The 22,806-nt window shown below is 68.7% G+C and carries 21 protein-coding genes; 10 read left to right on the top strand and 11 right to left on the bottom strand.

Going from position 1 to position 22,806, the window contains the following annotated elements; translation table 11 throughout:
- Window positions 1-86: 86 nt before the first annotated feature.
- Window positions 87-1,226 (bottom strand): FAD-dependent oxidoreductase, encoded by a 1,140-nt coding sequence (locus ACFFGN_RS28595; RefSeq protein ID WP_380053571.1) that lies wholly within the window; start codon window positions 1,224-1,226, stop codon window positions 87-89.
- Between the two features lie 104 nt (window positions 1,227-1,330).
- Between ACFFGN_RS28595 and ACFFGN_RS28590 the strand changes: the two genes are divergently transcribed.
- Both ACFFGN_RS28590 and ACFFGN_RS28585 read left to right on the top strand, forming a co-directional pair.
- Complete coding sequence (locus tag ACFFGN_RS28590; RefSeq protein WP_380053568.1) at window positions 1,331-1,891, top strand: TetR/AcrR family transcriptional regulator; 561 nt, start codon at window positions 1,331-1,333, stop codon at window positions 1,889-1,891.
- Window positions 1,892-1,987: 96 nt separating this feature from the next.
- Window positions 1,988-2,452, top strand: coding sequence for a DUF5680 domain-containing protein (locus ACFFGN_RS28585; RefSeq protein WP_380053565.1), 465 nt, complete (start codon window positions 1,988-1,990; stop codon window positions 2,450-2,452).
- 67 nt (window positions 2,453-2,519) lie between these two features.
- Here the strand turns inward: ACFFGN_RS28585 and ACFFGN_RS28580 are convergent, their stop codons facing one another.
- On the bottom strand, window positions 2,520-3,116 hold the full coding sequence (locus ACFFGN_RS28580; protein ID WP_380053563.1) for a rhomboid family intramembrane serine protease: 597 nt from the start codon (window positions 3,114-3,116) through the stop codon (window positions 2,520-2,522).
- A 157-nt stretch (window positions 3,117-3,273) separates the two neighbouring features.
- The gene (locus tag ACFFGN_RS28575) at window positions 3,274-3,816 is read right to left on the bottom strand and encodes a peptidylprolyl isomerase (RefSeq protein WP_380053560.1); all 543 of its coding nucleotides are present in this window, start codon (window positions 3,814-3,816) and stop codon (window positions 3,274-3,276) included.
- Between the two features lie 221 nt (window positions 3,817-4,037).
- Between ACFFGN_RS28575 and ACFFGN_RS28570 the strand changes: the two genes are divergently transcribed.
- Together ACFFGN_RS28570 and ACFFGN_RS28565 are read left to right on the top strand one after the other, a co-directional pair.
- Window positions 4,038-4,883, top strand: a complete 846-nt coding sequence (locus ACFFGN_RS28570; RefSeq protein WP_380053557.1) for a hypothetical protein — start codon at window positions 4,038-4,040, stop codon at window positions 4,881-4,883.
- Window positions 4,884-5,321: 438 nt separating this feature from the next.
- On the top strand, window positions 5,322-5,726 hold the full coding sequence (locus tag ACFFGN_RS28565; protein ID WP_380053554.1) for a hypothetical protein: 405 nt from the start codon (window positions 5,322-5,324) through the stop codon (window positions 5,724-5,726).
- 185 nt (window positions 5,727-5,911) lie between these two features.
- Here the strand turns inward: ACFFGN_RS28565 and ACFFGN_RS28560 are convergent, their stop codons facing one another.
- Window positions 5,912-6,265, bottom strand: coding sequence for a hypothetical protein (locus tag ACFFGN_RS28560; protein ID WP_380053551.1), 354 nt, complete (start codon window positions 6,263-6,265; stop codon window positions 5,912-5,914).
- 249 nt (window positions 6,266-6,514) lie between these two features.
- Entirely contained in the window at window positions 6,515-6,994 is a 480-nt protein-coding gene (locus tag ACFFGN_RS28555) for a methylated-DNA--[protein]-cysteine S-methyltransferase (RefSeq protein ID WP_380053549.1), read from the bottom strand.
- Window positions 6,995-7,166: 172 nt separating this feature from the next.
- Between ACFFGN_RS28555 and ACFFGN_RS28550 the strand changes: the two genes are divergently transcribed.
- On the top strand, window positions 7,167-7,988 hold the full coding sequence (locus ACFFGN_RS28550) for a DUF4328 domain-containing protein (RefSeq protein WP_380053546.1): 822 nt from the start codon (window positions 7,167-7,169) through the stop codon (window positions 7,986-7,988).
- Window positions 7,989-8,198: 210 nt separating this feature from the next.
- Window positions 8,199-10,307, top strand: coding sequence for a DUF4328 domain-containing protein (locus tag ACFFGN_RS28545; RefSeq protein ID WP_380053542.1), 2,109 nt, complete (start codon window positions 8,199-8,201; stop codon window positions 10,305-10,307).
- Between the two features lie 26 nt (window positions 10,308-10,333).
- Here ACFFGN_RS28545 and ACFFGN_RS28540 read toward each other — a convergent pair whose 3' ends face one another.
- From ACFFGN_RS28540 to ACFFGN_RS28525, 4 genes are all read right to left on the bottom strand, one after another.
- Entirely contained in the window at window positions 10,334-11,404 is a 1,071-nt protein-coding gene (locus tag ACFFGN_RS28540; RefSeq protein ID WP_380053539.1) for an S-adenosylmethionine:tRNA ribosyltransferase-isomerase, read from the bottom strand.
- The gene (locus ACFFGN_RS28535; protein ID WP_380053536.1) at window positions 11,401-12,129 is read right to left on the bottom strand and encodes an SDR family NAD(P)-dependent oxidoreductase; all 729 of its coding nucleotides are present in this window, start codon (window positions 12,127-12,129) and stop codon (window positions 11,401-11,403) included. The genes ACFFGN_RS28540 and ACFFGN_RS28535 overlap by 4 nt, the downstream gene beginning before the upstream one ends.
- Before the next feature lie 368 nt (window positions 12,130-12,497).
- A complete protein-coding gene (locus ACFFGN_RS28530) occupies window positions 12,498-14,648 on the bottom strand; it encodes a discoidin domain-containing protein (RefSeq protein ID WP_380053533.1) in 2,151 nt (716 codons plus the stop codon).
- Window positions 14,649-14,750: 102 nt separating this feature from the next.
- Complete coding sequence (locus tag ACFFGN_RS28525; RefSeq protein ID WP_380053530.1) at window positions 14,751-16,343, bottom strand: FAD-binding oxidoreductase; 1,593 nt, start codon at window positions 16,341-16,343, stop codon at window positions 14,751-14,753.
- A 42-nt stretch (window positions 16,344-16,385) separates the two neighbouring features.
- Between ACFFGN_RS28525 and ACFFGN_RS28520 the strand changes: the two genes are divergently transcribed.
- The 3 genes from ACFFGN_RS28520 to ACFFGN_RS28510 all read left to right on the top strand — a co-directional run bounded on the left by ACFFGN_RS28520 (window position 16,386) and on the right by ACFFGN_RS28510 (window position 19,721).
- Entirely contained in the window at window positions 16,386-17,012 is a 627-nt protein-coding gene (locus ACFFGN_RS28520; RefSeq protein ID WP_380053527.1) for a TetR/AcrR family transcriptional regulator, read from the top strand.
- Entirely contained in the window at window positions 17,009-18,568 is a 1,560-nt protein-coding gene (locus ACFFGN_RS28515; RefSeq protein WP_380053525.1) for a glycerol-3-phosphate dehydrogenase/oxidase, read from the top strand. The genes ACFFGN_RS28520 and ACFFGN_RS28515 overlap by 4 nt, the downstream gene beginning before the upstream one ends.
- Window positions 18,569-18,845: 277 nt before the next feature.
- Entirely contained in the window at window positions 18,846-19,721 is an 876-nt protein-coding gene (locus ACFFGN_RS28510; RefSeq protein WP_380053522.1) for a DUF4328 domain-containing protein, read from the top strand.
- A 6-nt stretch (window positions 19,722-19,727) separates the two neighbouring features.
- Here ACFFGN_RS28510 and ACFFGN_RS28505 read toward each other — a convergent pair whose 3' ends face one another.
- Complete coding sequence (locus ACFFGN_RS28505; protein ID WP_380053519.1) at window positions 19,728-20,615, bottom strand: protein phosphatase 2C domain-containing protein; 888 nt, start codon at window positions 20,613-20,615, stop codon at window positions 19,728-19,730.
- A gap of 39 nt (window positions 20,616-20,654) precedes the next feature.
- Here ACFFGN_RS28505 and ACFFGN_RS28500 point away from each other — a divergent pair, with 39 nt between their 5' ends.
- A complete protein-coding gene (locus tag ACFFGN_RS28500) occupies window positions 20,655-21,269 on the top strand; it encodes a pentapeptide repeat-containing protein (protein ID WP_380053517.1) in 615 nt (204 codons plus the stop codon).
- Window positions 21,270-21,905: 636 nt separating this feature from the next.
- Here the strand turns inward: ACFFGN_RS28500 and ACFFGN_RS28495 are convergent.
- A complete protein-coding gene (locus tag ACFFGN_RS28495) occupies window positions 21,906-22,631 on the bottom strand; it encodes a VanZ family protein (protein WP_380053514.1) in 726 nt (241 codons plus the stop codon).
- Window positions 22,632-22,806: the final 175 nt, after the last annotated feature.

Here is a 22,806-nt window from a genome sequence, read left to right as displayed (position 1 = left end):
AGGGTAGGACCGTGCGTACGTTGCACGGAAGCAGTTCCGCCCCGGATTTCCGGCACATCTGGGCCCCGGCTCCGCCGTGCCAACCGCTAGCGCAAACCCGCCAGCTGGAAGGCGAGCCGGCGACCGAACCGTGGGTTCTTCGCGAGCAGCCGGAGCAGGAGATTACGCAGATCGCGCACGGCCGGTTTCGCCGTACCCACCACAGTCAATCGATGCGCCAGCGCCACGACCTGGCGAGCCTCCGCCCGCGCGCGAACGGCGTACTCGTCGAGGGGCGCGTCATCCCCCTTGCCAAGGGTCGTCGACAACGCCGTCGCGAGAGCGACGGCGTCCCGAAGGCCGAGGTTCATGCCCTGCCCGCCGGCCGGGCTGTGCGTATGCGCGGCGTCTCCCGCGAGCAGGATCCGGCCCGCGCGGAACTGCGACGCCACCCGCTCGTGGATCCGGAAGCGCGAACCCCAGATCACCTCCCGTACGACGGCCTCGCCCCGCCCCGGGCCGCGCGCATCCACCAGCCGCTGAGCGAACTCGACGTCCGGTTCTTCCGGCGCGGGGTCGATCTGCGCGACCAGGCGAACCGACCCGTCCGGCAGTGGCGCCGACACGAGAATGCCCTCGCTCGAGAAGAACAGCACCACCTCGTCGAGCGGCAAGCCTTCGGCCCGTACGTCGGCCAGCGCGAACGACAGTTCCAGGTCCTCACCTTCGAACCCGAGCCCGGCCTGGTCCCGAACCACGCTGTGCATGCCGTCCGCCGCCACGACATACGACGTCCTGATGGTCTGGCCGTCGGCCAAGGTGACGGTGGCACCCTCGTCGTCCTGGACCACCTGCGTGACGACGTACGGGCGGTGCACTTGGCCACCGAGTTCGGTGAGCCGGTCCAGCAGGATCTGCTCGGTGAGGTTCTGCGGGATCATCAGGGTGTACGGATACAGCGTCGGCAGATCGCCGAATTCCACCGGCAGGAGTTCGCTGCGGCCGGACCTCACGCTGAACGACTTCGCGTGAATGCCCTGCTCGACCAGGCTTTCGGTGACGCCGAGACCCTCGAGCATCTCCAGCGTGCGGGCGTGAATCACCGCGGCCCGCGAGGTGTTCGCGCCTTCGGCCTGCCGGTCGAGCACCACCACCTGGTGACCCTTGATCCTCAGCGCGACTCCGAGCGCGAGGCCCACCGGCCCGGCTCCCACCACCACGACCTCGGCTTGCTCCGGCACCGTCATCGTCCGCTCCTTCGCTCGCAGTCAACGGGTGTTGACCAACACTTGTTGACCAAGATAGGAGCCGTCGGCTTGGAAGTCAACGGGTGTTGACCTACGGTTGACTCATGGCGAACGAGCGGCAGTCGGATCGGTCCCGGGCGACGATCCTGCGGGTGGCGCGGGAGCGCTTCGCCGCCGACGGGTACGAGCGCGCGACCATCCGGGCGATCGCGGCCGACGCGGCGATCGATCCCGCGATGGTGATGCGGTACTACGGCAGCAAGGAGAAGCTGTTCGCGGCCGCGGCGGAGATCGACCTGCGGCTACCGGATCTGACCGCGGCGCCACGCGAGCAGCTGGGCACGACGTTGATCGCGCACTTCGTGGACCGGTGGGAGGGTGACGAGACCCTGACCGCCCTGCTGCGAGCCGGCGCCACCAACGACGCCGCCGCCGAACGTATGCGCGAGATCTTCACCGACCGAATCGGTGGGCTGGTCGCGACCTTCGTGGCGGATCCAGCCGAAGCCCAAGTCCGCGCCGGCCTCGTCGCCAGCCAAGTCCTCGGCATGGCCCTCTGCCGCTTCGTCCTCCGCCTACCCCCGGTGGCCGACCTCCCCAAGGCCCAAGTAGTCGCCTGGCTAGGCCCCACCATCCAGCGCTACCTAACCGCCCCCATGCCTTAGGCGTTCCCCTTTGGCACTCATTCGTCGCCAACCGCCCTCCCAGGTGGGCGCCGGCTGACCCACGCCACTGTCGGTGGTGACTGGTAGTGCTTAACCGTGCCTACAGATGCCGAGCTTCAGACGTTCATCGTCCAGGCCAAGGCGGCCACGTACGCGGGAGACGGCGGATTCTCCATACCGAGCCGGCCCGCCTCCCACGACCTACGGTTCGCGGCGGGCGACTTCGAGTACCTGGACAGTTATTTCGGGAATGCGGACTTCCTGGGGCAGGAGGTGGTGTATTGGCGCGGGCAGCCGTTGTGGGGGATGAACTACTACGGATATCTGCTGCAGCCGCAGCGGCTCGACGCCGCGTCCGCCGGCCAGCTCATCAAGCGTGCGCTGACCCGGTTGTACGAGGAGGACCGGTTCCTCGGCGGCTTCACGTTTCAACACGACGGCTGGACCTACACCGACCAGACCAACGGAGACGTCGCCCGCTTCAGCGGCACCGAGCACATCACCTCAGTTGACGGTACGAGGTGCTATCGACTCGAGTACCACGGCGGCCGCATCGTCTGACCGGTTGTACAGCTGCCCCGAAACGGGTTCGCCTGACCGGTCGCGGCCTTGGGGCGGTGCCGTGGGGTTAGAAGCGGGGGCGTTGGCGGCGGCGGGAGTCGGCTACGAAGAGGGCGCCGAGGGCCAGGCCGGTGACGAAGCCGCCTAGGTGGCCTTGCCAGGAGATGTTCGGGATGGTGATCGAGATGACCGCGGTGATCGCGACGTAGATCAGCATCCAGGTGATGTCCATGCCGCGGGCCTTGCTGATCACCAGCAGGGCGCCGACCAGGCCGAGCACCGCGCCGGAGGCACCGAGGGTGCCCTGCAGGGGGTTGCCGAGCAGCCACACCGCGACGCCCCCGCCAAGGGCGGAGAGCAGGTACAGCACGATGAAGCGGAGGCGGCCGAGCATGGCCTCCAGCGGCGGACCGAGCTGATACAGCATGAAGAGGTTCGAGAAGATGTGGAACAGCGCCACATGCGTGAAGGCCGAGGTGAGCAAGCGCCACGGCTGGATCTCCACGAAGTACGGCACCAGCACGAGCCGGCTCAGCGCTTCCTGGTCCGATCTGACCAGGAAGAAGATCGCCACGTTCATCGCCAGGATGACCATGGTGATGACCTGGGTGTTGCCGCGCGCGACGCCACCCAGCGAGGTCCTGGTCTTCGGGATCGACTTCACCCCGGCGTGGAAACACTCAGGGCACTGGAAACCGACCGCGGCACTGTTCATACACGCGGGACAGATAGGCCGGTCGCACCTTTGGCAGGAGACTCCGGCCGGCCGGTCCGGATGGCGATAGCAGACGCGGTCGGTCATTCCAGTGTCCTGACCCGGCTCAGGCCGGGCGACGCTCGATCTTGACGCTGTTGATCACGATCGGCTCGAGCGGCCGGTCACCCGGCGCGGTCGGCGCGGTCGCGATCGCGTCCACGACCTTCTTGCTGTCGTCGTCGACGACCTCGCCGAAGATCGTGTGCTTGCGGTTCAGGTGCGGCGTCGGCGTCACGGTCACGAAGAACTGCGAGCCGTTGGTGCCGCGGCCGAACTGGATCCCCGCGTTGGCCATCGCCAGCAGGTACGGCCGGTCGAACTGCAGCTCGGGGTGGATCTCGTCGTCGAAGGCGTAGCCCGGCGAACCGGTGCCGGTGCCGAGCGGGCAACCGCCCTGGATCATGAAGCCGTCGATCACCCGGTGGAAGCCCAGGCCGTCATAGAACCGCTCGTTGCTCGGCTGGCCGGTCTCCGGGTTCGTCCACTCCTTGGTGCCCTCGGCCAGGCCGACGAAGTTCTGCACAGTCGCCGGGGCGTGGTCGGGGAACAACTTGATGGTGACGTCGCCCTTCGTCGTCTCCAACGTCGCGTAAAGCTCTTCTGCCACTGGGTCCGCTCCTAGATCGTCACTGCTTACGGCGTTGATCCTGCCATGTGAGACCAAAGTGCCATCTAATCGGGCCCTTGCGCCTGCCGTGTTTACGGCCTGGGTACGACGTACGATGCAAACGCAGACGCTTTTGTCAGAGCGGTATCAGGGTCGTCAGGGGCGCTGGCCGCCCGCCTGATGGGCCATGCAGCACCAGCTGTCGGCACCGAGGAGGAACCGTGGGTTTGTTGAAGTCGAAGAGCCGGGTCGAGACCGCCAAGGGGCGCGTCCGTCCGCTCGCCGAATCGGCATCGCAGAAGGTAGGGCCGGTGCTGGACCACATCGGCCCGGCCGTGGGCACCGCACGGGAGAAGGTGTCGCCGTATGCCGAGAAGGCACGGGAGCGGGGCGCCACCGCCGCGAGCCATGCGGTCGAGAAGGTGAGTCCGATCATCGACGACGCGCTGCACCGGGTGGGACCAGCCACCGAGCACGCCGCCGAGCGGGCCCGGGAGAAGTTCAATGACGACGTTCTGCCGCGGGTGACCGGTGCGCTGGCCGCACTGGCCGCGGCCGCCGAGCCGGTGATGGAGGAGAGCGGCCGTCGTGGCCGTGCCACCAAGGCCGCGCTGAAGGGCGAGATCGACGTCCCGAAGAAGAGCCACAAGTTGCGCAAGGCCGTGCTGCTGCTGGGCTTCGGCGCCCTCGCGGCCGCCGCGATCAAGAAACTGCTCAGCGCGCCGGAGCCGGCCTGGCAGTCGACGCCGACCAGCGGCCGGGAGTACAGCTCCTCCCCGTCCAGCTCGAGCCCGCGTCACGCCGCCGCGTCGGCGGATCCGGCCTCGAAGCCGGAGCCGGGCCTGAGCAAGTCCGAGACCGGCAAGTCCGAGGCCGCTCCGGCCACGGCTGGTACGGCGTCGGACCCGCTCGCGGCGAAGGCCGACGAGAAGACCGACGAGAAGGACGAGGCCGGCGAGAAGCCGACCGCGACCAGCAACGGCTCCACCAAGAAGGCCGGCGCGGGCAGCACGAACCAGCGCCGCTCGACTGGCTCGAACAACTCCAAGCCCAGCTCGGAGTCCTGAACACCAGCACCACCGCGAGACCCCCAGCGCCCTCCCCGGGCCCTGGGGGTCTCGCACGTTCCAGGCCTGTTGAGGACCCGATCCCGCGCTGGAGCTGACGTGTCGCTACCACCCGGCTTGAACGCGACCTCAGGGCCTCCGGACAGCTGCGTGGACTTCCCGGCCCGGAGGCTCGACAACCGTTGAGGTCGAGCCGTGCCGGCCGATCTGTGCAAAACCCTTGCGCGAGGTGCCTTGTTGTGTCGCGCGTACGCAAACACAACGAGGCACCTCGCGGGGAGATATCCCCAGATGGCCCTTTGGCCCTTGTGATCACGCTGCGGAAGGGCCGGGATTGGGCTCGTTCGGTGAGTTGGAAATTGGCAGGTTTAGGCGGTGGTACCTGTATGCAAGCGTTTGATTACCGAGCGCCATAACTCACGGGGAAGGATCAGCATCATGAACGTTCAGCGCGTAGGTCAGTTCGTTGCTGTCGCCGCGGTCAGCGGTCTTGCCGCCACCGGTGTCACGTCGGCGCAGCAGACCAGCTCGGCTCCGGCACCGGAGTGCGGTACGAAGGTCGAAGACTACGCCGAGCACAATTACCGGGGCTTCGAAGGGGTCTGGGATGCCCTTTGGGAGTTCAAGAAGGACGGCAAGGTTGCCATCGGCAACTTCGACGAGAAGCCGACCTTCAAGGCCAGCAAGGAGAAGCTGGAAGTGACGATCGGTTCCCAGACGTTCGCCAGCGCCAGCCGCGTGTGTGAGGGAGATTCCGCCACGCCTGGCACGATCACGCTGTTCTGGCAGAGCAAGGACCGCCCGTGGAGCAGCGACGCCGTTGTACTCGTGAAGATCAAGTGATCCACACCAACTAGCTCGTCATCAGCCGCGGCGCCTCTCGCGCCGCGGCTGGTGAGCACTCAGACGCCGCCTGCTTCAAGGCCCGCCGGGCTGGGGTGGCTGCGCGCGAGGGGGGAACGGCGAAGGCCGCGACACCCACCGAGGGCGCGACCTTCGCCGGTACGGGGACCCGGGCGGTGGCCGGGTCAGTTGGCGCTGGGCGGGGACTTCTCGTCCCCGACCACGCGCAGGTGGTGTTCGGGGTACTCGTTGTCGACCTCCACCGCGCGGCCCACGGTGAGGCGGCCGGCCGAGAGCAGCTGGGCGGCGTACCGGTGGGTGATGCAGGGATAGGTGTCACCGCAGTGCACGCAGTTCGCGTGGTGGCGGTGCGGCCAGGGCAGTACGCCCCAGCGCTTGCTCCAGGTCAGCGGATCGCGGTCTGGCGCGTGGGCTTCGAGGGCCGACTTCGCCGCCGCCTGGATGTCTTCGACAGTCCATTCGGCGGCGGTCTTGTCGACGAGTTCGCTCAGCGTCGGGGCCGGGTTGGGCAGGGTCATGCGCATCTCCCGCAGGTTCGTGGCGTCCTGGCCAGCGCGACTACGGCAGCGGCCTGACCGCTGTTGCCGGACCGCCCTTGCGGGGCTTCGGAGGGAACGAAGTCTGTGGAGGTGGCGGCGCTGGAACGTGTTCGTGTGGTTGCTCACCGCGACACTAGACCCGTTGGGTGCGACGGCAACAACCGGGGCCGGTGTGTCCCGGGAGTCCGTCCGGAATGTCGCAGGCTGCTGCCGGCGGACGAGCCGGAATCAGTTCCAGGCGGTCTCCAGGGTGACCCGGGCCTCCAGCTCCAGCAGGTGCCTCTTCCGGGGCAGGCCGCCGCCGAATCCGACCATCTTTCCGCCCGCGCCGACCACGCGGTGGCAGGGCACGATGATGGCCACCGGGTTGCGGTTGCACGCCATACCGACGGCTCGCGCCGCTCCCGGGTCGCCGACGGCCCGGGCGACGTCGCCGTACGTCTCCATCTCGCCGTAGCCGATGGCGGACAGGTGCCGCCAGACCGCGACCTCGAACGCCGAGCCGGCCGGCGCCGACAACGGCACGCTGAAGCCGGTGAGTTCCCCGGCGAAGTAGGCGGCGAGCTCTTCCCGCGCGGCGGCCAGTACGGGATCCTCGGCGCGGGTGTCGCGTGGACCCTCCACTCCGAAGCGCAATCTGGTCAGGCCGGTGTCGTCGGCGGCGAGGGACAGCTCACCGATGGGCGATTCGATCACGATCCAGCGCATACCGGTATTGAACGCGGCCGCACCGACAATTCGTACCGTCGGACACGGAAGGTTCTCGCCCGATCACAGGGTGTTGTGCTATTTGTGAGACCCGCCCTCAGCCCGGCCCGCCGGCCGGACCGGTGTTCGGCAGCGCACTATCCAGCATCGAGGTACTCAGCGGAGGTGGCCGGTGAACGATCCGTACCGAGGTGAGCCGTGGACCGATCACCGGGCCTACGCCGTGCCCGCCCAGCCGCCGCTGGACCGCTGGTTCAGTTCGGAGCGGGCGATCGGTATCGCCGCGGCCGTACTGATCGCGGCGGTCACGCTGATCAGCGCGCTGACCGCCGTGTCCGACTGGCACAGCTTCCGGGTGCTGCGCGCCTACGAGGCCGGCCCGATCCGCGATGCCGCGAAGCTGCAGCAGGCTGACCTGGTCTCGGGCTCGCTGTGGGTACTGTCCTCGATCGTGTTGCTGGCGGCCGCGCTGGTGTTCCTGATCTGGCTGTGGCGGGTCCGGTGGAACGCGGAGATGTTCTGCCAGGGCGCTCACCGCCATACCCGCGGATGGGTGATCGGCGCCTGGATCTGCCCGGTGGTGAACCTGTGGTGGCCCAAGCAGATCATCGACGACGTACTCGCAGCCAGCGATCGCCGTACGCCGGCCCGGATCGACAGTCTGCGAGCAGTCCCGAACACCGCCCTGGTGCGGGCGTGGTGGATCGCGGGCCTGACCGGTTTCCTGCTCGACAACGCGACCAACCGGCGCGCGCTGATCGACGACAGCTCGATCGGCGCCATCGGTGTGAACGCGGTGCTCTCGACCGGATCCGCGATCGCCACCGCGGTCGCGGCGGTGCTGGTGATCATGATCATCGAGCGGGTGAACGCCTTGCAGACCGAGCGCCCGTGGGAACCGTGGTGGTCCACCCCGCTGGCCGCTCCGCAGGCACCCCCTGGTTTGCCGCATTACGGGCCGCGGGGGCAGAGTGGGCCCCAGCCTTCCTTTTGAGGGCTGCGGATTCCTGCACAGGAAGGAATCCCGGCGCTACGCACGGTGAGTTGGATCGAAAGGTTTGGGTTAAATCTATACACTCCGTGCTGAGTCCGACTCCCGCCGGATAGCTACTTCGTGGTATCCATGAGGCTCGGTTGAGCGGGGGCTGATACCAACCGGAAGCGCCGACCAGACGGAGTTCGAGCAAGCCGAGGGACGCAGCACGTGAGCCACCCGCACCCGGCGGAGAAGCCCGCCGAAGAAGCCGATGAGTGGCAGCCGCACGCGCCGGAGACCTTCCAGCAGATCGGCCGGATAGGTCAGATCGCGATCGGGCTGCTAGGCCTGTCGCTGGTGACGCGACTGCTTTCGACGTGGTCCGACTGGAACAGCTACGACGTCGTCGCCCGCTATCTGAACGGATCGCCCGGCGTCGAGAACGTGGACATCGACCGCGCGGACACCATCGCCCGCTACACCTCGATCCCGAACATCGTCGTCGCGGTCGCGACGGCCGTCGTGTTCGTGCTCTGGCTGTGGCGCGCCCGGGTCAACTCCGAGGTGTTCTGCCAGGCCGATCACCGGCACAGCCACGGCTGGGTCCTGATCAGCTGGTTCTGCCCCGGCCCCAACTTCTGGTATCCGCGTCAGGTCGTAGAGGACGTCTGGGTCGCGAGTGACCCGGCCACCCCCGCCTGGACCGACCGGCTGCGGCCGAAGCGCAACATCATGATCATCGACGTCTGGTGGTACACCTGGGTCACGACGATGGTGCTGGATATCGCCGTTCGCCGCGTGCTGATGGAGATCGATCCGTCGCCCCTGCTGCTGCGCATGACCGCGCTCTCGTCCACGCTCGCCCTGGTGCTCAGCACCGTGTCCGCCGTCTTCGCCGCACTGCTGATCCGCAAGGTCACCGCGATGCAGGTCGGTCGCCCGTGGGAGCCGTGGTGGGACCAGCGCGAGCCGACCGCTCGCCTCAGCGCCGTCCCGGCCAACGCCCGGGCCGACGCCGATCTGGACGCCACCGCCGTGCAGCAGCCGGTCGCGCTGCGCCGGAGCCGGCAGCCCGAGCTCAAGTTCGCCAGCGCCGTCGGTGCGGATGCGCCGCGGTTCGGTTCGACCCCCGTGCAGGCTCCGCTGAAGGCTCCTGGTGCGCCGATGCCCGCCGCGGGTGTCCCGGGCAGTGGCATGGCCGCCGCCGCGGGTGGTGCCGCCGCCGCGCAGACCAGTCGCCTGGCCGCCGTACCGGGCCCGCGGACCTCGCAGCCGGCTCAGCGGCCCGCAGCCCGTCCGGAAGCTCGTCCTGAGGTCCGTCCTGAGGTTCGGGTCGAGGAGAAGGAGGAGGCGCCGGTCTGGAGCCCCTTCGCTCCGGTGGTGAACACCTGGCAGGAGCCCGAGACGAGCACCGACGCCCTCGGCTCCACCGCCGGTTACGCCGCCTTCAAGCCCGACGCGTACACGCCCGAGTCGCAGCAGTCCGCGCTCGGTAAGCCGATGGGTGACACCACCTCGTTCATGCCGTCCGGTCTCGACGCCACGCTGCCGAGCTGGGGCGCCCCGATCACCGACGACCCGTTGCAGCCGTCGTGGCGGTCCGCGGCGCCGGAGACGCCCGCCTTCCCGGTTCCGCCGGTCTACCAGGCTCCGCCTTCGCACCAGCCGCCGCCGGCACCGACGTACCAGTCGCCTTCGTCCTACGAGCCGTATGTCGAGCCCGTCGTGGAACCGGAGCCGACCGTGACGCCGCCCGCCCTGAGCGTTGTGCCCCCGCTGCCGGCGGAGAGCTACGGGAGCGACTACAGCGACTCGTTCGACCCGGGCTACCTGCCGCCGTCGCGCCCGATCCCGACGCCGGATATCGAAGCACCCGTACGACGCTCCACCCCGGGCCGCCGGGCCGCCGCCGTTGCGGTCGACAGCCCGTCTTCCGTGCAGCGTCCGGCCGAGCCGACTTACGACGAACAGCCTGAGTACGGCGCCACCGCGTCGTTCGAGCAGGCGCCGGTGCTTCCCGGGCCGCCGCCCGCGCCGGCCGACGAGTATGACTACTTGATGCCCTCGCAGTCGCTGCCGCCGGTTCTGCCCGAGCTACCTTCGGTGCCCGCGCCGGTTTACGAGCCCGAGCCGACGTACAACCCGTCGTACTCCTCCGAGACCTACTCGTCGTACGGGTCGGACTCCTACGAGTCGTCGACCTACGACAGCGGCTACACCTCGTCGTACACGCCCGACCCCGAGCCCGCTCCGGCTGCCTCAACGGAGGACGAGTCTCCGACGGAGCCGGAGAAGCCTGTGACGCCGCGGGTGCACCCGCGCCGCCGCTGGGCCTAGTACCGAGTAGTCCGGCCTAGTCCCGGCTAGGGCGTTTCGGCTGGTAGGAGCAGGCACAAATCGCCGAACTCGTGCCACAGGTAGCCGCGTTCCAGTGCCGCGTCGTAGGCCCGCTGGACCAGGTGCCCACCGGCGACGGCCTCGAGCAGCAGTAGGTGCGAGGCGTCCGGTGCGTGCATCCCGGTGATCAGCCCGTCCACCACCCGGGCGAGGCGGTCCGGCCCGAGCACGAGATCGGTCCAGCCGCTTGACGGGCGCACCGTTCCGTCAGGTGCCGCGGCCGACTCGAGCGCCCGTACGGCGGTTGTCCCGACTGCCACCACTCGACCGCCGTTGGCCCGGACGTGATTCACCAGCCGGGCCGTAGCCGCCGGCACGTCGTACCGCTCGGCCGTCGGTGGTTCGTGGCTCTCCAGCGAGGAGACACCCGTGTCGAGGCGGATAGGCGCGATCAGTACGCCGGACGTGACCAGGCGCGTGACGAGTTCCGTGGTGAAGGGACGTCCCGCGCTGGGCATCTCCGCACTCGTCGGGCTGTGCGCGAACACCGTCTGGTACGACTCGATCGGCCAACGCGCGCCGACGTACTTGTACGCAATCGGCCGCCCGTATCGCTCGAGGAACTCCCGAACCGCCGCCGGCTCCACCTTCGCCTGCCACAACCGCACCCCGTCGTACGTCGCGTTGCGCGGGTTGTACGGCATCAGCAGGGTGATGCGGTTGCCGCCGGGTAGTTCGACCTGGTCGCCGGCCTCGGCCGTAAGCAGGGGTGAACCCGCATCCGGCGCCGTACGCAGCTCGATCACCCAGGTGCCGTCATCGAGCTCGGTCGAGAAGTGCACCACCACCGGATCCACCCCGCGAGCCGTGATCCGGGTCCCGTCGGCGGCAGCCGCCATCGTGCCGGAGGTGTTCACGACCAGGAGATCGCCGGGGCGAAGCGCCGCGGGCAACTGGTAGAACCGCTTGTGCGCGATGACCTCGCCATCGGCCACCAGGAGCCGGACCTCGTCCCGCTGCATTCCACGGGCCTCGGGCGGTTCTGCGGCGTTCAGCTCGTCTGGCAGCGTGAACCGGGTCAGCGGATGTGCTGTCACGATGTCACCGCCGGAACCAGTTCTGCCGCCTTGTACCGGCCACTCGCGGGCCGGGTGTCCAGCAGCTGCAGGAAACCTGGCACGCTCGCCTCCGGCTCAGGCCGATCCGAGATGTCCTCGCCCGGGAATGCCGCCTGGTGCATCGCGGTCCGCATATCGCCCGGGTCGACCGCGTAGACGCGCAGCGCGGGCTGTTCTGCCGCGAGGATCGCCGTCGCGTGGTCGAGAGCCGCCTTGGCAGAGCCGTAACCACCCCAGCCTTCGTACGGCTCGACCGCGGCGTCCGAGCTGACGTCGATGATGACGCCCTCGCTCTCGCGCAACGCGGGTAGCACCTGCTGGATCAGCGCGATCGGCGCGAAGACGTCCACCTCGTAGACCCGGCGCAGCTCGTCCAGGTCGTAGTCGGCCAGTCGCGGCTGAGGGCTCGGGCCGAGATGGCTCGCGTTGTTCACCAGCAGGTCCAGCCGGCCGAGGCGAGCCACCGCGGCGGCGAGTTCGGCGCGATGGACCGGGCCGGTGATATCGCCTGCCACCGCTACTACCTCGGTCTTCGCGGACAGGGCGGACGCGGCGGTGTCCAGCGCGTCGACGCCACGGGCATCGATCACCAGGGCCCAGCCACGATCGGCCAATCCGTGTGCCAGGGCCAATCCCAAACCGGCCGAAGCACCCGTGATGAGGGCAACCGGCCGGTCCTTGTCAACAGCGTTAGTCGTCGTCATGCCCGCCACCCTCATACTTCAAGCGGGCTTGAAGTCAACCCTCGCCCGGCAAGGACACAAGGAGGTTCGCGATCCTGTGGATAAATCGCCGCGGAGAAACTTCGGAGTTATCCACTGGGTCGGGGCAATGTGGAGGGCGCTGTGCACAATCCCCAAAAATCCCGACTTATCCACAGTTGATCCCCAAGTTATCCACAGTTTGTGGAGGTTGGGGGAGCCTGTGGACACCGCGATCCCCTGCGCAAAGACCACAAGTGTCCACAGGCTCTCCGAACCCGGCGAACCCGGCGAACCCGCCGACCTGCGAGGCGTACAAGCGGCCGGGCCGGGGCGGGAGAGATGCCCGGCCGCCCGTACGGACCGATCGGTCAGGAGCTGTAGACCTCGAACTCGGAGACTTGGCCCGCCGGCCAACCGGTGTTCGCCGAAACGACGATCCGCACATACCGTGCGCTCACGGCTGACGGCAGCGTGATCGTGGCGGTATTGCCCGTGCCCGGGTCGAACGTGCGCCCGGTCGCGGCAGCGAGTTGGCCGTACGAACCGCCGTCGGTACTGCCCTGCAAGGCGATCGTCTGCGTACGGCTGCCCCACGACGGCGGCAGCTTGAGCACCACCCGCTGCACCGTACGACTGCTGCCGAGGTCGACCGTCAGCGACTGTGGGAAGGCGTTGTTGGCGCTTTCCCAATAGCTCGCCACGTTGCCGTCGGTGCTGTTGCCCGGGCTGTAGTTCTGGTTCTGGCTCGACGCGCTCGCCGGACGCCCGGCCGCGAGATTGCCCTCCGGGACCCCCGTGCCCGTGCCCGGCTCCGGCCAGGAGCAACCGCTCCAGGTCGACTCCCATCCGCTGTTGCCGGCGCCGCGGTTCATCGTGAACGTGCCACCCGGGTAGGGACAGTTGTAGACGCCCGCACGTCCGATCCCGCTGGCCGTCACATTCGTGAACGTGGCCGATCCCTGCGTTTCGGCCTGTACGGCGAAGGTGCCGGCGCCTTCGATCGAACCGCCATCGACGGTCACGTTCGACGCCGGATGGCCGGCCCCACCGCCGGACACGAACTGGTAGCCCGACCACGGACTCGCGATCAGCCGGTTGCCGGTGAACCGGACCTGCGCGTTGATCGCGGAGTTGTACGAGTCGACCCGGATCGCGCCGTGCGGATGGCCCCAGTTCGGGTTCAGCGCGCCGGTGCGCACGAGGGTATTGCCCGACACCGTGTGGGTTCCGGCCAGCGGATGGAACGGCGAGGCGAAGGCCTGGTTCGAGATGGCGATACCGCTGCCGAGGGCGTTCGTATCGGCGATGTAGTTGTCCCGCACCGTCATGTCGGTACCGCCGTAGATCGCGATTCCGTTGGCCAGGTTCGGCTGGATGATCGTGTTGTTGGCGAACGTGCTGTTCCGGTTGGGCGCGTGCAACGACCAGGCCGCGAGCGAGTCGTCGCCTTGGTTGCGCAGGAAATTGTTGCGCACCTGGATGTTCCACGCGCTGCCATTGAGGTTCAGCCCGTCCGCGGTCATGTCGTAGAAGCGGTTGTTCTCGACGATCAGGTTGTCGTTGTTGCCGGTGAGCCAGAGGCCGACCTTCAGGTGCTGCAGCCACATCCCGGAGACCACCGAGTTCGGGCCGAGGCTGCCGTTGACGAAGTTGTCCGGCCGTTCGTCCACCCGCTCGGTGACGTCGCCGATCACCGCGAAGTCGTGCAACCGGACGCCACCGCCGCCGTTCGGGCGATCGATGAAGTGGTGGCTCAGCACCACGCTGTGCCAGTGTCCCGCGCCGCGGATCGTGACGCCGTCGGGATTGATCGGGCCCGGGATGCGGAAGCGGCCCGCCGGGATCCACACCGGCACGCCTTGGCCGCGCGCATCGTTGATCGCGGCGTTGAGAGCTCCGGTCGAGTCGCCGTTGCCACTCGGGTCGGCGCCTCGATCGGTGATGGAGATGGCGTTGGCCGGCTTGGCCGCGGCGCCGGCGACATGCTCGAACTCGACGTCATCGATCGTGTAGGGACCGGCGGTGTTCTCGCCGTCGACCTGCAGCCGGATCTTGTCGCCGCCGTTGACGGTCCGGCCCAGCTGCAACCGCGAATGATCGTAGAACTTGTGGGTCCGGGAGCCAGGGATCCAAGGTGTATCCACATAGCTGTATCTCGCTGTCACCGCTAGAGACTGCGAGAGCTTCTGTCCGTTGACGTAGACCGAGAGAGTGCCTTGCCGCCCGTCGGGAACGCTGTAGGCCACGTTGATGGCGTTGGCCGTTCCAGGCGCGGTGAACTCGACGTACTGACCTTGACCGCCCAAGGTGACCGCTTGCCGGCCGGACGCCTCTGAAGCGAGTGATCCCTGGGTATAGCTCGGGCCGATCCGCTGGCCGTTGGTGGCGCCGGCTTCGGCTTCGACGATGGTGAAGGGCAACGAAGCCCCGGCCAGAACACGCGTGGGGGCGGCGGTGGCGGGCGGAGCGGTGACGGCAGCCGTCACCAGGGTGGCAGCCAAAAGCACGGGTAGTCGCACGAGTACTCCTCGGGGGCGGAGGGGAACGTGCGCCACACCATAGGGAGACCGACATCATCACGCAATAGCTCGACTACATCACGCAAATGTCCGACAGGCCCGTCAGGAGGGCGGCGGGATCAAGATGCCCGGATTCATCGTCCGGGCTGGGTCCAGCACCGACTTGACCGCCTGCAGCACCTCGATCGCCAGCGGACCGATCTCGGCTTCGTAGCCGGGCCGATGATCGGTGCCGACGGCGTGGTGATGCGTGATCGTGCCGCCCGTGCGGCCGATCGCGTCGCACGCCGCCTGCTTGGCCCGGGCCCATTGGGCGATCGGGTCTTCGGTCTGGGCACACAACACGGTGAAGTAGAGCGAGGCGCCGGTCTCGTACACATGCGAGATGTGGCACAACACAACCGGCGGTGTGCCCTGATCCGACAACGCCTTGACCAGCGCCTCCGTCACAGCGGCCTTCAACCCGGGCAGCGCCGACCAGAAGCCTGCGGTCTCGAGCGTCTCGACCAGCGCGCCCTCGTCCAGCAACGGGTCGCGCAAGTACGGCGCGTTGTACCGCCCGCGGCGCCACGTCTCCCCAGGGCCTTCGCCGAGCGGTTCGCCACCAGCCGCCTGAAGCACCTCGGCAACCTCGGCCCGGCGAGTCCCGATCCGGCTGCCCTCGAATCCGCAGATCGCCACACAGCCGCCGGGACCACCCGAGCCGAGCACATCCGGATCAGCCAGGTTGATCGCGGTTTCGGCCTCGTCCGAGAGGCGCAGCACCGTCGGCAACGGCCCGTCCTGCGCGAGTCGCCGTACGGCGTCGAGGCCCGTCTCGAAGGTGGGGAAGCGCCAGCCCTCGAAGACCCGTTCGGTCGCGCGCGGGCGGATCCGGACCACCACCGAGGTGAGAATGCCGAAGGCGCCTTCCGAACCAAGGAACAACTGCCGCAGGTCCGGCCCAGCGGCGGAATGCGGCGCGCGCCCGAGCTGGATCGTGCCGCGCGGTGTCGCCACGGTCAGGCCGACCACCATCTGGTCGAACCGCCCGAACCCGGCGGAGGACTGCCCGCTGGACCGGGTGGCCGCGTAACCGCCGATACTCGCGCCTTCGTACGACTGGGGGAAATGCCCCAGGGTGAACCCGCGCGCGGCGAGTTCCGCCTCGGCCGCCGGCCCGCGAAGACCCGCCTGCAGGGTCGCCGTACGGGAGATCTCGTCCACCTCGATCACCTGGTCCAGCCGGGCGAGGTCGACCGCCACGACCGCGTCGTACCCCTGGCGGTCCGGCGCGAGGCCGCCCACCACCGACGTACCACCGGCGTAGGGCACGACGGCCACGCCCAATTCGGTGCACGCCGTCAGCAGGGCCTGCACCTCGTCGTGAGAGCCTGGCAGCACCACCAGGTCGGGGGCGTCCGTCGTGTCACCGGCCCGGTCGCGCAGCAGGTCCGGGGTGGAATAGCCCCGGGTGTGCCGCCAACGGGTCTCGCTGTCGGTCTTCACCTGGGCTGCGCCGACAATGGCGGCCAGGGCTGTCACGAGGGCGTCGGCGGGCGCGGGCAGCTCGGGAGCCGGAGCGGCCGGCGGCATCGGTCGCGCACCAAGATGGCGCAGGGCATCGAGGGCCGCCGCGGGCAGGTGGGTCTCTCGAGCGGGATCACCCCACCGACCGTGGGCCATCCGCACCACCGGCAGATCCGACTCGCTCATCCAGGCTCCCGTAATCCGAGGGTCGCTGATACACTCCGACGTATGGTGTCTCAGCGTAGCAGCGACCGTAGCAGTGAAGCGTTGACTCCCCGAACCAGCCCGGCGAACGCGATTCCCGAGCAGCGCATTCTGGACGCGGCGTATGAGTTGTTGCTCGCGATCGGCATGCGCCGGATGACGATGGCCGATATCGCCCGGCATGCCGAGGTCTCCCGCGCCACGCTCTACCGGCGCTGGCCGAACGTGCAGTCGGTGGTGGCCGCGCTGATGACCCGCGAGTGGACGACGGCCGTGGTCGCCGCGTTCCAGCCCGAGGCCAGCGATGGCCGGAGCCGGCTGGTCGAGGGAGTGGTCGAGGTGGTCGCGCAGACCCGGACCCACCCGCTGATGCGCAAGATCATCGAACTGGATCCCGAATTCCTCACGCCCTATCTGCTCGAGCGCCGTGGCAGTAGCACGGTCGCGCACCTCGCGCTGGTGGTGGAGGGCCTCAAAGCGGGTCAGGCCGACGGTTCGATCCGCGAGGGCGACACCGACTGGCTGTCCCGCCAGGTCGTGCTGGTCGCGTTGGCCTCGGCCGTGTCCGGCCCGATGATCGCGACGCCGGAGGAATACGGCCGGCTCGACGAGGAGTTGCGCTCGATGCTCACCAGGTATCTCCGGCCATGATTGCCCTCGGCAACAACAGCCTGAACGCGGTACGCCGCGCCCGGGACCTGGACTGGCTCGACTCGGCCCGTGGCCCGGTCGACGTCCTGGTCATCGGTGGCGGTGTCACCGGGGCCGGTGTCGCGCTGGACGCGGCGTCACGCGGCCTGTCGGTTGTTCTTGCCGAGAAGCACGATCTGGCCTTCGGAACCAGTCGCTGGAGTTCGAAGCTGGTGCACGGAGGCCTTCGCTACCTGGCCTCCGGACGCGTGGGCATCGCCTACGAGAGTGCCGTCGAACGCGGCATCCTGATGAAGCGAACCGCCCCGCATCTCGTGCACGCCGTTCCGCAACTGGCGCCTTGGTTGCCGGGGGCAAGCAAATCCCAGGCCGGCATGATCCGGGGCGCCTTCCTCGGTGGTGACGTTCTGCGCACCCTCGCCCGGACCAGCGAAGAGATCCTGCCGCGCTCGCGCCGGGTCAGCACGGCCGAGGTGCTTCGCTACGCACCGACGCTTCGCCCCGGCGGTTTGCGCGGCGGCTTCCTGACCTGGGATGGCCAGCTGTACGACGACGCCCGGCTGGTCGTCGCGATTACCCGCACCGCCGCGCAGTACGGCGCCCGGGTGCTGACGCATTGCGAGGCGACAGAGGTGACCGGCTCGGGGGCGGTGCTGGTCGATCGGTTCTCCGGCCGCCGCATCGACGTACCGGCGCGCATCGTCATCAACGCGACCGGCATTTGGGCGGGAGAGGTCGCGCCCGGGATCCGGCTACGCCCAAGTCGCGGGACCCACCTGGTGCTGCCGCAAGCGGCCTTCGGTGGGTTGTCGGCCGTGCTCACGTTGCCGGTGCCGGGACGGCTCCGCCAGGTGGTGATGGCGATTCCCGCGCCGGATGGCCGGGTTTACGTCGGGCTGACGGATGAGGATGCGCCTGGGCCGGTGCCGGATGTGCCCGCGGCGACCGAGGCGGAGATCTCGTTCCTGCTCGACACGGTCAGCGCCGCGGTCCAGGTGCCGCTGACCCGGGCGGATCTGCTCGGCACATACGCCGGATTGCGCCCGCTGCTCGACTCGGACCACGGTCCGACCGCGGACCTGTCCCGTCGCCACGCGGTGATCACCAGCCCGGACGGGCTCGTCACGATCGTTGGCGGCAAGCTCACGACGTACCGGCGGATGGCCCAGGACGCTCTCGACACGGCTCTCGGCCCGACCGGTAGAAGCGCGGCCGGTAGGGGCGTGGACCGGCTGCGGCCAGGCCCGTGCCGTACGGACCGCCTGCCGCTTGTGGGCGCGGCCAGCCTGGTCGAGCTCGCCGCGGTACCTGCGCCGGCCCGGTTCGTCCACCGGTACGGCGTGGAGGCTCCGGCGGTGATCGAGGGTGATCCCGCGCTGCTCGCGCCGATCGCCCCGGGCGTTCCGACCACGCACGCCGAGTTGTTGTTCGCCGTACGGCATGAAGGGGCGATGACGCCGGACGATCTGCTGGACCGGCGTACCCGGGTCGGGCTCTCGGCCCGCGATCGCGAACTGGCCTTGCCCGCCGCACAGGCCGCCTTCGCCTCTGTCTGAGGTACTTTGGGCTGCACCTCTGGAGGTGGGTTTGAGCTATCCCCCGTCGTACGGGCCACAGCAGCCGGGGCCGTACGGGCCGCCGGCTCCTCACCCTGCCCAGCCTGGCTCCGGGCCTCAGCCTGGATCTCAGCCTGGTTTCGGGTCTCAGCCTGGTCCGGCGCCGTATGGCGGTCCTGGGCCTTACAGCGGTCCGGGGCCCTTCGGTGGTCCTGGTCCCGCGGGGCATGGTCAAGGGCCGTATCCCGCTGGTCCGCCCAGGTCGCAGCCAAAGTCGGTGCGCAGTCTCGGCATCGCCGCCATCGTCCTGATCGGCCTCACCATGCTGGGTGCGCTCTACCAGACGTTCCTGATGTGGCAGTGGTACCCGGACATCAAGCGGATCGTCTTCGGGCTCAGCAACGAGGACGAGGTCCTCGCCTGGACCGACAGCCTCACCGACTCGGGACCACTGGCGAACCTCGCAAGCCTGCTTTTCCTCGCCACGGCCGTCACCTTCCTGGTCTGGCTCTGGCAGGCCCGCGAGACCACCGAGGCGCTGGACCCGAATCCACAGCCGCAACCCGGCCAATCGATCTACCAGCGGCCGCGCGGCGTGCACCGGCTCGACCAGGGCTGGGTGATCGGAAGCTGGTTCTGCCCGATCGTGCAGTACTGGTATCCGCTGCGCATCGTGCAGGACGTCGACACCGGCAGCCGGCCTCCCGGTGAGGTGGCACCTGGCCGGGACCGCGGACTGATCTACGCCTGGTGGACCGGCTGGACCACCTACTGGACGATCAGTTTCTTCGGTGCCATCGCCGCGGTCATCACGTTCTTCGTGTGGATGGTGCAGTTCGTGTCCGACGTGGAAGCGGCCGAGGCCTCTGGCGCGGAGCTGGATGTCTACGGGCTGCAGGACGCTTTGCTGAAGTTCGTGCTGGCCCTGTTCATCGGTGCCACTGTCGCGATGGCCGGAATGCTCCTTGCGGCGGTGACGATGTCGCTGCTGATCCTGCAGATCTCCGGACGGCTGGAACGGCGCCTCACCACGCCGCCGGCGCCGCCCGTGCAGCCGCAGGGACCTCGGCCGGTTGACCAGCCGTTCCCGAACTACCAGCAGCATCCGCAGCAGTCCCACGGCAACCCGCAGCAGTCGCCGTACCGCTTCTGACTCTCGCTAGAGGGACCAGAGCGCGACGGTGGCGTCGTCGTACCGCTTGCCGCGGTACTTCCCGGCCGGTGCCGCCGCGTCCGCCGCGTGGACCCGCCGGATCAGCTCGGCGGGTCCTTCCTCTTGAAGTAGCTCAAGCAGCTCGGACCAGCTATGCCCATACCTATCGGCATAACGCGAGGCGCCGTCTGTAAGCACCGCAACCACGTCCAGATCCTCCAGGTCCCTCGTACCCGCCAAAGCCTCGTACGCCGCCTCCGAGGCGGTGCTAGCGGCCCAGAACCCGTCCGGGGAGTTCCGCAGCCGCCGGACCGCCTCGAGCGTGTACTCGGGGAGCAGGTCGACCCGGTCATCGAAGACGACCTCAATCTGCTTGTCCCGGTACCGCATCACCACGGGCGAATCCGCCAGCACCAGATAGTCCAGCCGCCCGCGGCAGACCCGCACGATCGAAACGGTCGACGACGGGCTGTCCGGGTTCGAGAGATCACAGGTACCACCGTGGACCCGGCCAACTCCCGTGATCGCCTCAGCCAGCAGATCCGCCAGCGGCTCCTCGGAACCCCCGACCAACGGAACGGTCAACTGCCGCGCCAACTCCCCAACCAGCCAGGCCACGGAATGCACACACCCCGACTCCACCCCCGCAGGCGCCGTAGCCCCGTCCAGCACCACCACAAACCCGTTCCCCGCCACCACCAAATCCTCATTCACCCGCGCCCCCGGCGTGTCCCCACCGTTCATCGGACGCTTGTTACCAGGCGTGTCGCGGTTCATCGGACCCTTGTGACCACGCGCGTCGGCGCTCGCCCGGCTCTCCTGGCGGCGTGCGGCGGCGGTCGCCGGGCCGTGCGGACCGGTGGGCGCGGGCTCGGAGGCGAAGGTGAGCTGCATGCGGGCCATTTTGTCGGTGCCGCGTGCCAGCATGCAGAGGTGGCTGATCGCATGCACGGCAGACCTGCCCCGGCGACCGAGAGCGAGGTGCGTGACTGGGACGATCCCGACCCGTCGGGCAATACCTATACGAAGGTCGCGTTCATCGACCTGGACCTGACCGAGGTGGCGAATACCGGCGCCGTCTTCGAGCAGTGCACCTTCCGGGGCGTGCGGTTCAACGCGTCGACGCATACCGACTCGGCGTTCGTGAACTGCACCTTCATCGGCTCGTCGTTCTTCGACAGCACCTTCACCCGGTGCAAGGTGCTCGGTAGCCGGTTCGATCGGTGCACGTTCGGGCTGTTCAAGGTGGCGGGCGGCGATTGGTCGTTCGTCGGCTTGGCGGGCGCGGATCTGCGGGGGTCGGAGTTCAGCAACGTCCGCCTGCGCGAGGCCGATCTGATCCGCGTCCGGTGCGAGGGCGCGACCCTGCGCGGTGTCGACCTGTCCGGGGCCTCCCTACAAGGCGCGAACTTCGCCAAGGCAGACCTCCGCGGCTCCGACCTCAGCACGGTCGACCCGCACACCGTCGAACTGTCCGGCGCCATCATCGACATGACCCAAGCCGTCGTACTCGCTACCTCCCTGGGCCTCGACGTCCGCCCCTCCTGACCTTGGTGATGTCCGCCCGGCCTGGCCGTCCCGGGTAGCTCCGTCCGCCCCGGCATGGGAGTGGCTGGCCATCGGCGAGGAACCAACCGCCCTGCCGAGTTGCTGCAACGCCTGGGTTCGCGGCGGTCCTAGCGGGGGAACCGTGGGCTAGCAGGGATAGTCGCTTCCTGGCAGGTGTAGCTGTTCCCTGGCAGGGTTATATCCCCTGCTCCGACGCCGTTTGAGGCGCTCGGCCCCCACAAGGTGTCCCTAAAGCAGCGGCTCGTCGCGCCAGCCGGGGACGATGCAGGTGGCGCGACTCGACCGATCCCGACCGGCCGTACCCCGCCTCCCCGTGAATGGGCTCGCGAATATGCAGCTCACCGCGATTGGTACGTCCCAGTCGTACTGGCCGGCCGATCACGCCTGACCACACTCCCGGTTATCGCCGGTTGACCTCCGTAGAAGCATCCGCGGCCGTCGTACGGCGCCCGCTGGCCCGGCGTATGCACGCGGTTCGTCGGTGGCACGCGATGGCCCGGCGGACGGAGCGTCGTACGACGGCCGTTGGCCGGTCTACCCGCGCGGTTCGTCGGTGGGCATGCGGTGGCCCGGTGTACGTCGGACGGGTGAGGTCGGCGTACGCCGGGTGGGTGGTCAGCGGGTGCGGGAGGTTCGGACGGTGGCTAGGGCGGGGCTGCCGGCGGTTCGGGCGGCGCTGGCCGTGGGGGAGGCGGCGGGGCGGAGCACGATTTGGCCGGTGGAACGTCGATGGCGGCCCGAGCGAGGGCGCGAGATGAGCATGGCCGCGTGGCCGACGGTGGCCGGGGGTGCGATGGCCTGAGCGGACCGCCACGACCTCCGGCCGGACAACCCGCCCAGTCCCGGTGAGGCCGGTGACCGGAGTACGAGCAGAAGAGCGCTCGCCAGGCCGACGCCGGCGAGCGCTCCGAGGGTGTTCGCGATCAGGTCGTGCAGCTGACACGAGCGGCCCAGCACCGGTATGAACGACTGCACGGCCTCCACCCCGGCGGACATCCCGATCCCGGTACTGATCCCCAGCGACGGCTTGCCGGTGACAAACGCGAGAAGTCCGGCGGCCGGTACGAACAGCAGCACGTTCAGCACCCCCTGCAGGGTGGTCAACGCCCCCCGGCTGGTCAGACTCGTACCGCAGGCGCCGATCGCCCCGAAGTTCTGTGCCGTCGGACTCAGCGTGGCCGCCAGGATCAACCCGAATGATGCCGGAAGCAACAATGTGCCAAGTCGCGTCGGCAGATGCCTGATCCGGCGCGAACTCACTGCGACCACCGGCAGCGCGAGCGCGGTGACCACAAGCCAGGTATCAAGCAGATATGGGATACCGCGGTAGATCTCGAGCACGGATCCTCCGTCATCGCCCGAATCAGGCCGTCTCCGTAATTAGTTGCCGGAGGCCACGATCTGTCCGGGGCAGTGGTCATCGCGCATCTGGGTCTTTGTCCTGAGAAGAACATCGATCCAGTAGCCGACTGACCGCTAGGTCAGAGACCACATCTGGACGAACCCGCAAGCATCT

It is taken from the genome of Kribbella deserti, assembly GCF_042434725.1.
In the GTDB taxonomy this organism is placed as follows: domain Bacteria; phylum Actinomycetota; class Actinomycetes; order Propionibacteriales; family Kribbellaceae; genus Kribbella; species Kribbella deserti.
This window is presented reverse-complemented; position numbering and strand designations above follow the sequence as displayed.

Bases quoted from the DNA above. Each gene is read 5' to 3' on its own strand.
- ACFFGN_RS28560 (WP_380053551.1), bottom strand. From the start codon at position 6,265: ATGACCCTGCCCAACCCGGCCCCGACGCTGAGCGAACTCGTCGACAAG.
- ACFFGN_RS28520 (WP_380053527.1), top strand. From the start codon at position 16,386: ATGGTGTCTCAGCGTAGCAGCGACCGTAGCAGTGAAGCGTTGACTCCC.
- ACFFGN_RS28555 (WP_380053549.1), bottom strand. From the start codon at position 6,994: ATGCGCTGGATCGTGATCGAATCGCCCATCGGTGAGCTGTCCCTCGCC.
- ACFFGN_RS28595 (WP_380053571.1), bottom strand. From the start codon at position 1,226: ATGACGGTGCCGGAGCAAGCCGAGGTCGTGGTGGTGGGAGCCGGGCCG.
- ACFFGN_RS28515 (WP_380053525.1), top strand. From the start codon at position 17,009: ATGATTGCCCTCGGCAACAACAGCCTGAACGCGGTACGCCGCGCCCGG.
- ACFFGN_RS28590 (WP_380053568.1), top strand. From the start codon at position 1,331: ATGGCGAACGAGCGGCAGTCGGATCGGTCCCGGGCGACGATCCTGCGG.
- ACFFGN_RS28525 (WP_380053530.1), bottom strand. From the start codon at position 16,343: ATGAGCGAGTCGGATCTGCCGGTGGTGCGGATGGCCCACGGTCGGTGG.
- ACFFGN_RS28505 (WP_380053519.1), bottom strand. From the start codon at position 20,615: ATGCAGCTCACCTTCGCCTCCGAGCCCGCGCCCACCGGTCCGCACGGC.
- ACFFGN_RS28535 (WP_380053536.1), bottom strand. From the start codon at position 12,129: ATGACGACGACTAACGCTGTTGACAAGGACCGGCCGGTTGCCCTCATC.
- ACFFGN_RS28565 (WP_380053554.1), top strand. From the start codon at position 5,322: ATGAACGTTCAGCGCGTAGGTCAGTTCGTTGCTGTCGCCGCGGTCAGC.